This is a genomic window from Paractinoplanes ferrugineus (assembly GCF_016862195.1).
GTDB classification, from domain to species: domain Bacteria; phylum Actinomycetota; class Actinomycetes; order Mycobacteriales; family Micromonosporaceae; genus Actinoplanes; species Actinoplanes ferrugineus.
Map to the genome: position 1 here is coordinate 1 of NZ_BOMM01000030.1, position 14,829 is coordinate 14,829.

Genomic DNA, 14,829 nt, shown 5'->3' on the forward strand with positions numbered 1-14,829 from the left:
GGGGCACTCGTTCAACCTTACTAGGCCTTCCGGACCGTGTCAACCGGTTTCTCCCGGTTGGTGTCCTTCTGCCCTAGAAAATCCCGCGATTGAGGCGCGCAGCTTGACTGCGATCCGCACTTCTTAGGATTTGGCAGGACGGCCGCTGCGGATCTCTCCGCTCGCTCGTCCGCGTCCCTGCCGGCTCGCAAAACATTACAGGCTCGTTCCGCGGGCTCCAAATCGGCCCCCAGCATGCCGCATCGGGCCAGGTCAGAGCCGGGAAACCGAGAATGTCGGGGGTCGGGCCTACGGTTTGGCCATGCTCGCTCCTGGCTTCGAATCGGTCGGCGAAGCGTTCGCTGCCGACCCGCGCGGCGGTTCCGCGCTCACCGTCCTGCACCGCGGCCGGCCCGTGGTCGATCTCCATGAGGGCTGGCGCGACTCCGCGCGCACGATCCCGTGGGACGAGCACACGCTCGTCAACGTCTACTCGGTGGGCAAGCCGGTCATCGCCGCCGCCGTGCTGCAGCTGGAACAACGCGGTCTGGTGGCGCTCGCGGCGCCGATCTCGACCTACTGGCCGTCGTTCAAGCCGCCGGCCTCCGTCCGAGAGGTGCTCGCGCACCTGGCCGCGTTGCCTGCCTTTCCGGTTCCCCGCCCGGTCGAGGCCTGGGCCGACTGGGACCTTCTCTGCGCCGACCTGGCCGCGGCGACCCCCGAGTGGGAGCCGGGCACGGTGGCCGCCGAGCATGCCCTCACCTATGGCCATCTCCTCGGCGAGCTGGTCCGTCGGGTCGACGGCCGCCCGCCGGCGCGTTATGTGGCCGAGGAGATCGCCGCCCCGCTGGAGCTCGATCTGGCCTTCGCGCTGTCCGACGCCGACATCGACCGGTGCGCCGAGCTCGAGTTCGACTCTCCCGACTGGCCCGCCCGCATGTTGGGCGAGCCCGACTCGGTGCATGCGAGGGCCGTTTCCAATCCACCGGGCGCCCGAGACCTGGCCGTGGTCAACTCCCCACTGTGGCGCCAAGCAGCCGTGCCGGCGGTAAATGTGCACGCGACCTCCATGGCGATCGCCCGCTTCTACGCCGCGATCCTCGACGGCCGCCTCCCCGCGCCGGCCCTCCCGCAATACCGGGGCACCGACCTGTTCCTCGAGTCCGAGGTCACCTGGGGCCTGGGCGTGCAGATCGAGCCGGACGGCACCTGGGGGCAGGGCGGCCTGGGTGGCAACGCGGGTTGGGCCGACCCGGGGCGTGACCTCGCCATCGCCTATGTGACCCGGCGCCTCGGCGACTTCGAGACAGTCGACCGCATCGAGCAGGCGCTCACCGCAACTCCGGGGCGGAACTTCTAATGCGGGACCCGGCCCAGCCGATTCTCACCGTCGCGGAAGAGGGATCAAGGAAGGTGGCGGTGAGGGGGCGAACGGCGGACCTGGCTGGTGTCCGCTGACCTCACTGCCACCGGCCCCGGCGCCGTCCGAGGTCGTCAAGGCCAAGGACGGTGCCGGTGGTTCCCCCGCCTCGTGGGGCCGGAGCAGCCGATAACCGAGGCTGCGCCAGCGATCCACCTGGGAAAGGCCCGGCGCGGGGTCCGTCGGCTCCGGCGTTACGACGGACGCAACGGGCCGGCGGACCCCGCTGGGACCCGCCCGGGCGTACCGGGCGGGGGTCTCATGGGCGCAGCCACACCGCTTCGTCTCGGTGTGACTCCAGGGGTCCCGGATAGTCCAGACCGCTGCGCACCCCAGCAGGCAGGCGCCACGGTTCGTGGACGGCGGAGCCCCCGATCGCCTTTAGTTCGGGTACGTAGCGCCGAACGTACACGCCTTCGGGGTCGAAACGGCGAGCCTGACGAATCGGGTTGAAGCGACGGTAGGGCCGGCTGTCGTTACCTGTACCAGCCACCCATTGCCAATTGCCGGAGTTGTTGGGCACGTCTCCGTCGAGCAGCCAGCGGAAGAACCACTTGGCGCCGAGCCGCCAGTCGACACCGAGGTGCTTGGTGAGGAAAGCGGCGGTGATGAGCCGGGCCCGGTTGTGCATCCACCCTTCGGCCCGCAGCTGCCGCATGCCGGCGTCCACGACCGGAACCCCGGTCAGACCGTCCTGCCAATGCCGCAACGCGTCCGCGTCCTCCCGCCATTCGTCGCCCGCGCCCGGTCGATAGGCCTCGGTGGAGATTCGCGGGAAGGCGTTGACGACCTGGTAGTAGAAATCACGCCAGCAAAGCTGACGAACGTAGGGCTCGGCGTTGCGCGAACGGGCGGCGTCGGCGACGGCAAGGGGCGAGAGGCAACCGAAGCGGAGGTACGGGCTGAGCCGGCTGGTGGCGTCGCCGGGCATGTCGTCGTGCCGATCCCCGTACTCGTCAATGGCGCCCAACCACTCGGACAGCCTCCGCCGGGCCTGGGTCTCCCCGCCGTCGGCGGCATCCGGCGATTCGCCGCCGGGAATCGCCGGCATGGTCCCGGCCGACAGCCCGGAAGGCAGCGTGACCTTGGCGGGCGGCGCCACCTCGTCCCGCCATTTCTGCGCCTGCCAGGAACGGTAGTAGGGCGTGAAGACCCGGTAGGCCGGCCCGCCACCGCCCGGCCGCACCGCACCCGGGTCGACCACGGTCACGCCGGGAAAGAGCCGCAGCGCGATGCGCTGTTGCGCACATTCGGCGGTGAGGCGGGTTTCGCGCTTCTTGGCGTACGAGGTGACGTCCGCGGCCGCGCCGAGCATGGTCGCGCCGACCTCACCGGCCAGTTTCATCGTCTCGGTGACCGGGTCACCGGTGCGCAGCACGAGGTCGCCGCCCTTGTCGCGCAGCGTGCCCCGCAGGTCGGCGAGGGCCTGGTGCAGGAAACGGGTCCGGTTGGGCGACAGCTTCGACAGGGCCGGGTCGAGGACGAACAGCGGGACCACCTGGTCGGCGTTGGCGCAGGCGGCGGCGAGGGCCGGGTTGTCGTGGACCCGCAGGTCACGGGTGAACAGGACGACCGCGGTACGCATTACGCCGCTACCGGAGTGCCGGGCCGGGTGAGGATGCTCCGCATCGCGACGGAGGCCCGCTTCGAGTTCGGCACGGTCGCGCGCCGGGTGAACACGTCGTAGTCGGCCGCCTCCACCTCGCCGAGGATGCCGCCGTAGAGCTGGTAGGCGGTGCGCATGCAGGCCTGCGAGGCGGGATCCAGCAGCGGGATGCCGGGGGCGGCCAGGCGGTAGTGCTCCCGGGCACGGCTCACCTCGTCCGCGATCAGTGGCTTGACCTTGGGGTTTCCGGGTTTTAGATCTTCCGGGGCAAGGCCGAACCGCTCGAGGTCCTCGCGGGGGAGGTAGATCCGGCCGCGGTCGAGGTCCTCGGCGACGTCGCGGATGAAGTTGGTGAGCTGGAAGGCGAGTCCGAGCTGGCGGGCGGGCTCGCGGGCGGCGGCCGGATCGGCGGAACCGAGGATCGGCAGCATCATCGTGCCGATCACCGCCGCCGAACCTTCCATGTAGTCGAGCAGGTCGTCGTAGGTTTCGTAGGACGTGACGGTCAGGTCCATCGCCATCGAGCGCAGGAACGAGGCGAAGTCGTCGACGTCGAGGTTGAAGACCGCGATCGTGTGCAGCACCGCGGGCAGCAGCGGGTCGTCGGTCCGCTCCCCCCGCAAGCCGGCCACGAACCGCTCCGACCAGTCGTTGAGTCGATTCGCGCGCTCCTCCGCCGGGAGATCCTCGGTGCGATCGACGATCTCGTCGGCATAGCGGGTGAAGCCGTAGAGGGCGTGTACGTGCCGCCGCTTCCATGCCGGCAGCAGCCGGGTGGCCAGGTAATACGTGCGGCCGTGCTGCTTGTGGAGAAGCCGGCAGCGTTCGTAGGCCTCGGCAAGGTCCACTTACCCTCCTAAAAAATCGACGCGCGAATCGACGCAACCTCAGAACCTAGGGTACGGTCATTCTCGTGGCCAATGACACGCTCGAGGGAAACCGGCGCCGGGAGATACCCCGCCAGGTAAGCCGGCATTCCATGCTTCTCGATGCGGTCGAGGGCACCTTGGCCGACTTCCTGGCCGCCCAGATCGTCGGACTCGACGCCGTCGACCCCGCCCTGGGCAGCTTGGCGCGCACCACGCGGGACCTGGTGCTGGCCGGCGGGAAGCGGCTGCGCCCCACGTTCGCCTACTGGGGTTGGCGCGGGGCGACCGGCCTCGGCGAACCCCTCGACCCGGCGCTTCCGGCGCTCGCCGCACTCGAGCTGATGCACACGTTCGCGCTGGTCCACGACGACGTGATGGACGAGTCGGCGACCCGCCGTGGCCGGCCCACCGCCCACCGGCTGTTCGCCGGGCAGCACACCCGGGCGGGTCGCCTCGGCGACCCCGGCCGGTTCGGCACCACCGCCGCGATCCTGGTCGGCGACCTCTGCCTGGTCTGGGCCGATCAACTGCTGGCCCGCGCCCCGCTGCCGACGTCGACGCTGTTCGCGGTGCGCTCCTGTTACGACCGCATGCGCGTCGAAGCGGTCGTCGGGCAATATCTCGACGTGCTCGGCGAGAGCGCCCCCGACGAGTGGTCGGCCGAGCGCGCACTCCTGGTCGCGCGGCTGAAGACGGCCAGCTACACCGTGCAGCGGCCGCTCCAGTTCGGGCTCGCCCTGGCCGGCCCGGTCGCGGCCGAGATCGACGATGCCTACGGCCGTTACGGCGAGCTGGTGGGCGAGGCCTTCCAGCTCCGCGACGACCTGCTCGGCGTCTTCGGCGACCCCGCCGTCACCGGCAAACCAGCAGGCGACGACCTGCGCGCCGGCAAACCAACGACTCTGCTGTTGCTCGCCAGACAGCTCGCCGCCACCCCGGCGCAGCGAGCTCTGCTGGCCCTGGACCCCGCCGGAGCTGTCAACCCCGCCGACGGCTCCGGCGGGCTCAATCCGTCGCTCATCTCCGAGCTGATTTCCGAGACCGGGGCTCCTGAAAGGATCGAAGCCATGATCCAGGAACGGGTCGCCACCGCCGTCACGGTGTTGGCCGACGCACCGATCGAGGACGAGGCCCGCACCGCTCTGGTCGAGCTGGCCGTTCGAGCTACGCAGCGACCGGCATGATGTCTCGCATGCAGTCTGATCGTGTTGTCGTCGTCGGTGCCGGGCTCGGCGGTCTCGCCTGCGCACTTCATCTGGCCGCGGCCGGCCGGCAGGTCACGGTGGTGGAGCGGGAGTCCGTCCCGGGCGGACGGGCCGGGCGGCTGTCGGTTCAGGGCTACGAGTTCGACACCGGGCCGACCGTGCTGACCATGCCGTCGCTCATCGAGGAGCCGCTTGCCGCCGTCGGCGAGCGGTTGTCGGACTGGCTGGAACTGACGCCGCTCGACCCGGCCTATCGCGCCTACTACCCCGACGGTTCCTCGCTTGACGTCCGCACCGACACGGTGGCCATGGCCGCGGAGATCTCCCGCGTCTGCGGCCCCCGCGAGGCCGACGGCTACCTGCGGTTCGTCGACTTCGCGCGCAAGCTGTGGGAGCTCGAGCGCGACCACTTCATCGGGCGCAATCTCGACACCCCGATCGACCTGGTCAATCTCAACCTGCTGAAGCTCCTCGGCATGGGCGGGTTCCGGCGGCTGCACCCGAAGATGGCCTCGTTCTTCCGTGACCCGCGGACCCAGCGGATCTTTTCGTTCCAGGCGATGTATGCCGGGCTGGCCCCGCACGACGCACTCGCGATCTACGCGGTGATCGCCTACCTCGACTCGGTTGCCGGCGTCTACTTCCCCAAGGGCGGCATGCACGCCGTACCGAAGGCGTTGGCCGGGGCCGCGGAGAAGCACGGCGTGACGTTCCGTTACGACACGACCGTCACCCAGGTCGAGATCACCAACGGCCTAGCGACAGGCGTCATCACCGCGGACGGCTCCCGCATCCCGGCCGACGTCGTCGTCCTCAACCCCGATCTGCCGATCGCCTCGCGCGATCTTCTGCCGCCGCGGCGGCAGCGCCGGCTGCGTTACTCACCCTCCTGCGTGGTGCTGCACATCGGCTCCAAGCAGACGTACAGCAAGATCGCCCACCACAACATCCATTTCGGTACGGCGTGGAAGCGCACGTTCGACGAGGTGATCCGGGACGGGCGGTTGATGAGCGACCCCTCGCTGCTGGTCACCAACCCCTCGTTCTCCGACCCGTCGGTGGCCCCCGCCGGCCGGCAGACCTACTACGTGCTGGCGCCCACTCCCAACCTGGAGTCGGGACCGATGAACTGGCGGGGCGGCCTGGCCGAGCGCTATGCCGACTCGCTGGTCCAGACGCTGGAGCAGCGTGGCTACGTGGGCTTCGGCGACGGCATCGAGGTGCGCGAAATAATCACCCCGGCGGACTGGGCGGACCAGGGAATGGCGGCCGGCACCCCGTTCGCGGCCGCGCACACGTTCGCCCAGACCGGCCCGTTCCGGCCCTCCAACCAGCACCCGGTCTACCCCAACGTGGTCTACACCGGCTCCGGCACCCAGCCCGGGGTCGGCGTGCCGATGGTGCTGATCTCCGGCAAACTGGCGGCCGCCCGGGTCACCGGTGGCCGCTGATGACCGGCCGCGAAGCACATGTCGTCGAGCTCGTGTCGCCGGACGGGGTGGCGGTCGGGTCGGACACCGTCTCCTCGGCCCACTCCGCCCCCGGCCGGCTGCACCGGGCGTTCTCGGTCTTCCTGCGTGACCCGGCCACCGGTCGGGTGCTGCTGCAGCAGCGGGCGGCGGTCAAGACGCGGTTCCCGCTGCGGTGGGCCAACACCTGCTGCGGACATCCCCGCCCCGGCGAGGAGGTGACGGTGGCCGCGCAACGCCGGCTGTTCGAGGAACTGGGAATCGCCGCGCTGGATCTGGTCGAGGTGGGCGTCTACACGTACCGCGCGGAAGATCCGGAGAGCGGCCGGGTCGAGCACGAGTACGACCATGTCCTGCTCGGCGATCTGCCCACCGGCACCACAATCGTGCCCGACTCGTCCGAGGTCGCCGACCTTCGGTGGGTGATGCTCCCCGAGTTACTCACCGAGATCGCGGCTGATCCACTCCCCTACGCACCGTGGCTGACGGGCGTCGCCACACGGCTGTTCTTCGCGCCCGCCTTCGATGCCTCGGAGCGGCCGGGTGATCGATGAGGCCCTGAGCGCCGGCGCGGCCGCACGCCGGCTCGGGGTAGCGGTGACGACTCTGCGGACCTGGCACCAGAGGTACGGACTGGGCCCGAGCCGCCACGTTCCCGGCCAGCACCGCCGCTACACCGCTCAGGACCTCGACCGCCTCGAGGTGATGCTCCGCCTGACCTCCCAGGGCGTGGCCCCGGCCGAGGCGGCAGCTTGGGCGCGCCGTACGCCCGTACCGGTACCGGTCTCCGCTCCCGCATCGCCCCCCGCCGCCGAATTGATTCCGGCTGAGCCGATTCCGGCTGAGCCGATTCCCGGGCAGGGGCCGATTCCCGGGCAGGGGCCGGACGGCGGTGGCCACACCATCGCCCTCGGCCCGGTCGAACCCGCCGCCCGCGGTCTCGCCCGGGCCGCCATGCGCCTGGACGCCGGCCTGATGCGCGACATCCTCAACGACTCCATCCAGGCCAACGGCGTGATCGTCACCTGGAACGAGGTGGCCATGCCGGTGCTGATCGGGATCGGCGAACGCTACGAGGCAACCCTCCGGTTCGTGGAAGTCGAACACCTGGTCTCCCGGTGCCTGACCGAGGTGCTGAGCGCCGTCCCCCGACCGCCCTCCTCGGTGGTCACCCGGGTGCTGCTGGCCGCCGCCGACGAGGACCAACACATCCTGCCCCTGGAGGCCCTGGCGGCCGCCCTGGCCGAGGTGGGCGTCCCGACCCGCATGCTGGGCGCCCGAGTGCCACCCCAGGCCCTGGACAACGCCATCACCCGCACCGGTCCCGCCGCCGTCATCCTGTGGTCCTCGGTGCCCCACGCCAGCCGCTCCGAGCAGCTGGCGCGCGTCGCGGCCCACCCACACCCCCCGTTGCTGCTGGCGGCCGCCGGCCCCGGCTGGCGCCACTCGACCTTCCCCGCAGGCGTGCACCACCTCACATCTCTGGTCCAGGCATTCGACCTGGCCCGGGCCGCCGCCCGATGACGACCGCGTTTTCCCTGCTCACGGCGTTCTCGGAGGCCGGTTTGGAGCGCGGGGGGTGGATCACGTATGCTTTCCAAGCCTCAAGCGGGGCCCGGTTGGGGTCAACGCCAGAATGTGTTGCAGACGTGCAATACTGGCGGAGTTGCCCTCATCGTCTAGTGGCCCAGGACGCCGCCCTTTCAAGGCGGTAGCACGGGTTCGAATCCCGTTGGGGGTACTGGTAAGTTAGTAGCGTAAGCTACGGCGAACCAAAAGAACTGAATAGCAAGGTCCTGTGGAGCAGTTGGAGTGCTCGCCGCCCTGTCAAGGCGGAGGTCGCGGGTTCAAGTCCCGTCAGGACCGCAAAGCAACAGCAAGGCCAGGTAGCTCAGTTGGTACGAGCGTCCGACTGAAAATCGGAAGGTCGGCGGTTCGACCCCGCCCCTGGCCACCAGGCCTCTCGCCGGGCCCTGAGCATCGTCCACCAGCGGAAACGCGCGGTGGACGTTCTGCTTTCCGGGGCATTTTCGGTCTCTTGGAGTTGACCTTTGTAGATCGCTGATTTCCCGTGATCACCGCCGCGAGTTGCCCATTCGCTGCACGCTTGGATCATCCGCCCCTGGTCGGATCTTGACGCCCAGCGGGGAGACTTCGAGTCACAAGCGGGGAGGGTTCGCCGCGATGTCCATGCCTCGAAAGGGCAACCGTCTCATCACGGTCGACGGCCGGGCCTATCGATCGGCAAGGCTGGACAATTGGCTCAACCTGCCGGGTACGCCCGTAACGCCTCTGATCGTCGAACAGAGCGTACGAGCAGCCCTCGCCGACGGGTGGGAACCAAATCGAGGTGACGGCGTCTTCAGGCTGACGCTGAAGGACTGAACACGTCCCATCGCGTACTGGCCGGCGCTGCCGGCCGGAGGCCGACCGCAGGCACGGCAACACGTCTACCAGGCTTTTCCGGGCACGGAAGAAGGCCGGACTCGACAACCTGTCGTTCCATGACCTGCGGCACACCGGCACTACTCTCGCGGCCCAGACCGCTGGCGGCTCACGGCGAACCCCCCACGGTCAGCATGAAAGCCGGGTGACCGGGGCACGCCCGGGGCCGATGTTGCGCGTTCACTGCACGCGGCGTCCAATCGCGCGGATTGCCAACACCCATTCGATGTGGCTACGCCAAGGTCAACTCCAGTAGCTGAGCCGCAAGCCGATCGTGCCGCTGGAATCCGGGGCCGAGGTCACCACGAGCAGAGCCACCCCGCCGCCGGCCATGAGGCTGGACGGCACGACGCAGATGGCCTGTCCGGTGTCCAACTTGGTTATCGATTTGCCCGCCGGCCGGGTCGCGACGGCGTCCTCGCAGCCGGCCTTGGTCCGCGCCTCGACATCGCTGCTCAGCTGTGAGAACGACGTTCTGATGGACCGCTGTGGACCGTAGTAGAGATCGGCGGTCCCCTTGCCCTGCACGACCTCGCCGGTTCTGAGGAAGATCGACATGTAGTTGAGCAGCGGAATCTTCAGGTCCTTGGTGAAGTCCGGGGCCGGCCCTGTGTCGTCCGTCGTGGTGCCACCGTCGGTCGTCGTCGGTGGCGGCACGACTGCGGTGGTCGTGACGGCGACCACCGGCGATTTCGTCGCCTTGTTGGCGGTCGAATTGTCGTCGCTCTTCACCGCGACGGTGACGACCGCGACGGCGATCGCGGCCACCCCGGCGATCACCGCGCTGATGATCGTCGCGCGTCCTGGATCCACGGCCATCTTGGTGTTCCTTCCGAAGATCCGGCGGGACAGATCAACTGTGTCAGCCGCCGGTGAGATCGCGCGGCGCCCGAACGGTCGACGATGGAACCCGACCCGCCGATGTCTGGCGCACTGGCGGAAGGCCCCGTGGCGGCACCGGGCGCGGCCCCTATCATCGATCGATGTTGCTGCTCATCGACCTGGACAACACTCTCGTCGACCGCAGGTCGGCCTTTGCGAGCTGGGCGGCGGCCCGATTCGGCCGGGCCCAGGTGGCTTGGCTGGCCGAGGTGGACGGTGACGGTTATGCACCCCGGGAGGTGGTGGCGGCCAAGATCGCGGACCGGTTCGGGGTGGACGAGAGCGAGACTCTTCGGGACCTGCGCGCCGGGATGGTGGACTACCTGACCCTTGATCCGGCGGTCGAAGCGGCGCTGGTCACGGCGACCACGGCGGGCCATGTTCCGTTCGTGGTGACCAACGGCAGCGTGGCTCAGCAGGAGTCCAAGTTGCGGCGAACCGGCCTCGACCGGCTCGTCGCGGGGTGGACCATCTCGGCGGGTGTCGGGGTCCGCAAGCCGGATCGGGCGATCTTCGAGGCGGCCGCCACGGCGGCCGGCGTGCCGCTCTCGGCGAGCGGCTGGATGATCGGCGACAACGAGGAGAACGATGTGGGCGGTGGGATCACTGCCGGTTTGCGTACGGCGTGGGTCTCGCACCATCGCGAGTGGCCCGCGCACCTCGCGTACCGTCCGGAGCTTCCGCAGTGAGCTGTGCGGCCGTCCTGGAGCAGGTGATCCGGTCGCCGTTGCCGGCGGAAAGCGGGTAGCGGCCTCGGTGCGTTCGCTCTAGTTTGAGGTCGTGGGTCGATTGCGTGCCCTTGTCCTGCTCGTCTTGGTGGCGGGCTGCACCCCGGCGCCCTCGCCCGATCCAGCACCTTCCTCCGACGCGCCCAGCTCCCCCGCCGCCGCACCGACCTGCCCCGCCACCGCCGACCTGCCGCTGGATGGCGAGCGCCAGGGCCGGGGCGACAGCGACGGGGTGACACTGTGGGCGCTCTTCTTCGGTCCGAAGGTGATCGCCGGCCAGGAGATCAAGGTCGCCTGGCGGATGACCGGCGCCGGCGACCTGACGATGACCGCGCAGGGTCCCGACGGCCGCCTCGTGAAGCCGTCGTGGGGCCCGGAGGAACACGGCGGAAGCACCTTCGCCCGCCCCGGCGACGAATGGGGCACGGGCTGGGTGTTCCCCCGATCGGGGTGCTGGACCGTGCACGCCACCAGAAGCACCGGTCGGGCCCACCTGGTCTTACGAGTGGGGTAACACCAACTGCCCTAACGGCCCATCGACGACGGTGGGTAGTGCGGCAATGGTGTACCGGTGACCGAACCGGATTCCCGCCGCCGCCCGTGGCTGATAGCCACCCTGACCACCGCGGGAGTGCTGGCCGTGGGCGGCACCGCCGTCGCCCTGTTCCCGCCGGCCCACAGGACCACGGCCGCGAGCTTCAGGGGCGCTCCGTCGGCCGAGGCGGCCCTCCCGTCCGACATCGAACCGCCGCCCACGATGCCGTCGCTGGCCCCGGAGCCGGGCCTGACCGCCACGACGAGCGGACGCACCGCCGGCACGAAACCGGCGGCCCCCACGAAGAAGCCGACCGGCACCCCGCCGGCCCCGCCGCAGAAGCCGGTGTCCAGGCCGTCGGACCCGCCGCCCACCGTCTCCTACCAGGAGAACGCCAAGCCGGGCCGGCCGTGCGCGCCGAAGGGCTCGGTGGGCCACACCGCCGACGGCACCCTGGTCTCCTGCGGTCCGCCGGCTCCGAACGCGCGGAACCGCTGGCAGGTGGTGGTCCCACCGCCGCCGTTGAAATAGCCGCCGGTCGCCTTTGGAAGTCCGGTCGCCTTTGGAAGTCCGGTCGCCGAGGAGGTCAGGCGGCCCGGTGGCGCAGCGTGGCCACCGTCGAGCCGGCCAGCGCCAGCAGGCAGTCGGGCAGCTGTCCGTCGGCGATCGCGGCACCGAAGAGGGCCTCGCCGGTCGGGACGTCGCCGTTCATGTAGGCGCTGACGAACCGGGCGACCCACCGCTTGTCGTAACGCGCGTCGTCGATGCCGGGGAAATCCAGGGTCCACGCGCCACCGGGCGGCACCTGGCCGACCATCGTGGCGGCGAGGCACCAGGCCACGTCCCACGCCCCGACGACGCCGGAACGGTCGACGACCGCGTCGAACGTGCCGACCACCGCGTCGCTGTCGCCGCTGAGCGCACTCTGCAGGACAAGCGTCGCGTCGTCGAACGCGTGCTGTGGTACCTCCGTCACGTCAAGAAAGGTACGTGGATCGGTCAAGGCTCGCTCGCTGACGACTCAACTGGCACCTGAATTCACGCTCCGCGCAGAAGACACGTGATCCGGGCCGTGCAGACCCGTTCGCCGGAGTCGTCGGTGATGACCACTTCGTACGTCGCCATCGTGCGACCGCGGTGGACCGGGGTGGCGACCCCGGTGACGATGCCGCCGCGGGCGCCCCGGTGATGGGTGGCGTTGATGTCGACGCCGACGGCGAACGGCCGGTCGACGGTCTGGCCGTGCAGCACCGCTCCGACCGAGCCGAGCGTCTCGGCGAGCACGCAGGAGGCGCCGCCGTGCAACAGCCCGTACGGCTGGGTGTTTCCCTCGATCGGCATCGTCCCGACGACCCGCTCCGGGGACGCCTCGGTGATCTTGATGCCCATCCGCTCGCCGAGGGCGCCACCGCCTCCGCTGAAGAGGTCCTTGATGCTCTCGGCCGCGATATCCATGACGGGCAACGTTACATCCGGTTGCGCGGCTTTCCTGCGACTTCGATCACAAAGCCCGAGTCGCGCGACTGGACCTGTGGCCCTACTGTCTCCCTCAACGATCCGCCCCTTGAGGAGACCACATGACCGAGCCGCAGGAGACCGTCGAGACGCGCGGCGACGACCGCGTCGACCTCATCGCCAACGACACCACCGGCGACGGCAAGCCGGACGTGTGGGTGTCCGACACCGATGGCGACGGCAAGCCCGACCTGTTCCAGTTCGACACCAACGGTGACGGCAAGGTCGACATCACCATGGTCGACCTCGACCAGGACGGCAACCCCGAGGTGATCGTCGACGGCGACGGTGGCGTCCCGCCGAAGATCTGAGGCTCAGGCGCCACCGAGCGCCGACAGGGCAACCCAGAGGACGGCGATCGCCACCAGGGTGGTGATGATCGTGGAGGCGGTGTGCCGCCACGATCGCGGCCCGGCGATCGCCTCCGGGTGGCCCAGACCGCGTAACACCTCGCGTTGCCGCCGGATCGGCTCGCGGCTCAGCGAGGCGACCGGCACCCCTTGGCTCAGCTCGACGGCCACTCTCGCCTGGGCGCGCTGCAACCGGCGTACCGCCCGGCGGCCGGCCGACCCCGCGCGCTCCCCGGCCAGACGCCGGGCCGAAGCCCGGGCCGAGCCCGAACCCAGCACGCTCATCTCGCCCTCGGTGATCAGCCCGGGATCGCGCAGCGTGGCGAGTTGGGTGATGTAGTAATCGGCCTCCCGGTCGTGCGCGTGCCGCACCCACCACAGGATCAGCAGCAGCGGTGGCAGACCCTTGAGCAGGATCACCCCGAGCAGAGCCAGTGCGCCGTTGCCGAGACCGTCGCTGAACAGCGGAGAGTTCCACAGCGCATGGGAAGCCCACGCCCCCAGCACGGCGAGCAGGGCCACCCCGAGGCGCAGCGCGAACGGCTTGTCGCGCCGCACCACGAGATAGCCGATCCCGGCGCCGGCCAGCGCACCGAACAGGGTGTGACTCCACACGCCGGACAGGAAACCGCGCAACAGGAAGGTCGCGATCACCGGCTGCACGTCGTCGCCCTGGCCGGCGAGGGCGACCGCGCCGACGGCGAAGACGATGTCCTCGGCGATCTGGAAGCCGAGACCGACCATCGCGCCGTAGACGACACCGTCCAGCACGCTGTTGATCTGCCGGCGGGCGATCAGCACGATCGCGACCACGCCGAGCGTCTTGGCGCTCTCCTCGACCGCCGGCCCGGCCAGCGTCGCGCCCCACTCGGCCGCCAGATGCGGCGAGCCGAGCTTCGCGAGCAGGTTCTCCAGGGCGGCGCTGCCCTGGATCGACACGCTCGTGGCGACCAGCCCACCCCACGCGAACGCCAGCACCAGCAGTTCGGTCGGCTCCCGCTCGAGGAAGTCGAGCTCCGCGACGAGCAACCAGAACGGCACCGCGAGCAGGGCGAACAAACCCACGGCGGTCAAGGTCGCGATCGGGTACGCGGTGGCGAAGCGCCCGGTGATCTGCGCCATCCGCAGCGCCCCGGCCAGCAACAGTGCCGCGATCACCCAGAAGGCCGGCACCCGGGCCAGCGCCGCCGCCCGGCCCGGCCGGACCTCGTGCGAGATCATTTGGCCGCCCCGTCGATCCGCAGGGTGCGGGTGCTCGCCTCGATCTGCGGCAGGGTGCGCCCGAGGTCGAGGTCGTTGCCGCTGATCAGGACCTCGATGGTGCGGCCGTCGCCGACGTAGACCGCGTAGCGCCCGCCCCGCCCGGGGGCGGTGTAGCCGCCCTGCAGGCCCTTCAGCCCGCCCGCCGTGTCGACCCCCAGCTGGGCTCCGGTGACCTGGTAGCCCGGATTGCCGGTGATCCGCTGGCGAAGCTGGGCCGCGGCGCGGTCGAGATCGCCGTCGAACGGGCGCACCGAGATGCCGTACTGCACCGCTCCGATCCGGAACAGCGCTGAGCCCATCGAGCCGCCCGGGCGGGTGCCGGTGACGTCGAGAGTGGCCCCGGCCGGCGGCACGACGGTCACGCCGGCGCCGACGTCGACCTCCGCGCCGCTGCGCAGCGGCCGTTCGGCGGACAGCGCCCGGTCGACGGCGGGGAGCCCGAAAGCGAGTCCGGCGAGGGCGGCGGCGACAGCGAGGGCACCCAGGAGGTTCATCAGCTCACGCCGGGTGATCCTCGCCATGGCCCCACGCTATCCGGGGCGGGGGGTCACCGGGCAGTCCGA

16 protein-coding genes and 3 tRNA genes are annotated in these 14,829 nt (G+C 70.2%); 12 read left to right on the forward strand and 7 right to left on the reverse strand.

From position 1 onward, the window contains the following. Nucleotides 1–301: 301 nt before the first annotated feature. On the forward strand, nucleotides 302–1,339 hold the full coding sequence (locus Afe05nite_RS17365) for a serine hydrolase domain-containing protein (protein WP_203818167.1): 1,038 nt from the start codon (nucleotides 302–304) through the stop codon (nucleotides 1,337–1,339). 319 nt (nucleotides 1,340–1,658) lie between these two features. On the opposite strand, the gene Afe05nite_RS17370 is transcribed toward Afe05nite_RS17365, so the two are convergent. Then, nucleotides 1,659–2,984 (reverse strand): cryptochrome/photolyase family protein, encoded by a 1,326-nt coding sequence (locus tag Afe05nite_RS17370; RefSeq protein WP_203818168.1) that lies wholly within the window; start codon nucleotides 2,982–2,984, stop codon nucleotides 1,659–1,661. After that, complete coding sequence (locus Afe05nite_RS17375) at nucleotides 2,984–3,853, reverse strand: phytoene/squalene synthase family protein (protein ID WP_203818169.1); 870 nt, start codon at nucleotides 3,851–3,853, stop codon at nucleotides 2,984–2,986. The genes Afe05nite_RS17370 and Afe05nite_RS17375 overlap by 1 nt, the downstream gene beginning before the upstream one ends. A 65-nt stretch (nucleotides 3,854–3,918) precedes the next feature. On the opposite strand from Afe05nite_RS17375, the gene Afe05nite_RS17380 reads away from it, so the two are divergent. The 7 genes from Afe05nite_RS17380 (at nucleotide 3,919) to Afe05nite_RS17410 (ending at nucleotide 8,505) form a co-directional block, all read left to right on the forward strand. Then, a complete protein-coding gene (locus Afe05nite_RS17380; RefSeq protein WP_203818170.1) occupies nucleotides 3,919–5,058 on the forward strand; it encodes a polyprenyl synthetase family protein in 1,140 nt (379 codons plus the stop codon). An 8-nt stretch (nucleotides 5,059–5,066) separates the two neighbouring features. Further along, entirely contained in the window at nucleotides 5,067–6,530 is a 1,464-nt protein-coding gene (gene crtI / locus Afe05nite_RS17385; protein WP_438868305.1) for a phytoene desaturase family protein, read from the forward strand. Continuing rightward, nucleotides 6,530–7,102, forward strand: a complete 573-nt coding sequence (gene idi / locus Afe05nite_RS17390) for an isopentenyl-diphosphate Delta-isomerase (protein WP_203818172.1) — start codon at nucleotides 6,530–6,532, stop codon at nucleotides 7,100–7,102. The genes crtI and idi overlap by 1 nt, the downstream gene beginning before the upstream one ends. Then, a complete protein-coding gene (locus Afe05nite_RS17395) occupies nucleotides 7,092–8,072 on the forward strand; it encodes a MerR family transcriptional regulator (RefSeq protein ID WP_203818173.1) in 981 nt (326 codons plus the stop codon). The genes idi and Afe05nite_RS17395 overlap by 11 nt, the downstream gene beginning before the upstream one ends. Nucleotides 8,073–8,216: 144 nt before the next feature. Beyond that, nucleotides 8,217–8,289, forward strand: a tRNA-Glu gene (locus Afe05nite_RS17400). A 51-nt stretch (nucleotides 8,290–8,340) separates the two neighbouring features. Next, nucleotides 8,341–8,414, forward strand: a tRNA-Asp gene (locus Afe05nite_RS17405). A 14-nt stretch (nucleotides 8,415–8,428) separates the two neighbouring features. After that, nucleotides 8,429–8,505 (forward strand) — tRNA-Phe (locus Afe05nite_RS17410). A gap of 731 nt (nucleotides 8,506–9,236) precedes the next feature. Here Afe05nite_RS17410 and Afe05nite_RS17415 read toward each other — a convergent pair. Continuing rightward, nucleotides 9,237–9,812: a hypothetical protein gene (locus tag Afe05nite_RS17415; protein WP_203818174.1), complete on the reverse strand. Its 576-nt coding sequence runs from the start codon at nucleotides 9,810–9,812 to the stop codon at nucleotides 9,237–9,239. 164 nt (nucleotides 9,813–9,976) lie between these two features. On the opposite strand from Afe05nite_RS17415, the gene Afe05nite_RS17420 reads away from it, so the two are divergent. The 3 genes from Afe05nite_RS17420 to Afe05nite_RS17430 all read left to right on the forward strand — a co-directional run bounded on the left by Afe05nite_RS17420 (nucleotide 9,977) and on the right by Afe05nite_RS17430 (nucleotide 11,669). Next, on the forward strand, nucleotides 9,977–10,564 hold the full coding sequence (locus Afe05nite_RS17420) for an HAD family hydrolase (protein WP_203818175.1): 588 nt from the start codon (nucleotides 9,977–9,979) through the stop codon (nucleotides 10,562–10,564). A 91-nt stretch (nucleotides 10,565–10,655) separates the two neighbouring features. Continuing rightward, entirely contained in the window at nucleotides 10,656–11,117 is a 462-nt protein-coding gene (locus Afe05nite_RS17425; RefSeq protein ID WP_203818176.1) for a hypothetical protein, read from the forward strand. A 57-nt stretch (nucleotides 11,118–11,174) separates the two neighbouring features. Beyond that, complete coding sequence (locus tag Afe05nite_RS17430; protein WP_203818177.1) at nucleotides 11,175–11,669, forward strand: hypothetical protein; 495 nt, start codon at nucleotides 11,175–11,177, stop codon at nucleotides 11,667–11,669. A gap of 55 nt (nucleotides 11,670–11,724) precedes the next feature. Here the strand turns inward: Afe05nite_RS17430 and Afe05nite_RS17435 are convergent, their stop codons facing one another. Further along, on the reverse strand, nucleotides 11,725–12,114 hold the full coding sequence (locus Afe05nite_RS17435; RefSeq protein WP_203818178.1) for a hypothetical protein: 390 nt from the start codon (nucleotides 12,112–12,114) through the stop codon (nucleotides 11,725–11,727). Between the two features lie 62 nt (nucleotides 12,115–12,176). Further along, nucleotides 12,177–12,593 carry a PaaI family thioesterase gene (locus Afe05nite_RS17440; RefSeq protein ID WP_203818179.1) on the reverse strand — a complete coding sequence of 139 codons (417 nt, stop codon included), beginning with the start codon at nucleotides 12,591–12,593 and terminating at the stop codon, nucleotides 12,177–12,179. Between the two features lie 122 nt (nucleotides 12,594–12,715). On the opposite strand from Afe05nite_RS17440, the gene Afe05nite_RS17445 reads away from it, so the two are divergent. Continuing rightward, on the forward strand, nucleotides 12,716–12,964 hold the full coding sequence (locus Afe05nite_RS17445; RefSeq protein WP_203818180.1) for a hypothetical protein: 249 nt from the start codon (nucleotides 12,716–12,718) through the stop codon (nucleotides 12,962–12,964). A gap of 3 nt (nucleotides 12,965–12,967) precedes the next feature. Here the strand turns inward: Afe05nite_RS17445 and Afe05nite_RS17450 are convergent, their stop codons facing one another. Next, nucleotides 12,968–14,224 (reverse strand): PrsW family intramembrane metalloprotease, encoded by a 1,257-nt coding sequence (locus Afe05nite_RS17450; RefSeq protein WP_203818181.1) that lies wholly within the window; start codon nucleotides 14,222–14,224, stop codon nucleotides 12,968–12,970. Further along, nucleotides 14,221–14,787: a hypothetical protein gene (locus tag Afe05nite_RS17455; RefSeq protein WP_203818182.1), complete on the reverse strand. Its 567-nt coding sequence runs from the start codon at nucleotides 14,785–14,787 to the stop codon at nucleotides 14,221–14,223. Before Afe05nite_RS17455 ends, Afe05nite_RS17450 begins: the two co-directional genes overlap by 4 nt. Nucleotides 14,788–14,829 lie beyond the last annotated feature (42 nt).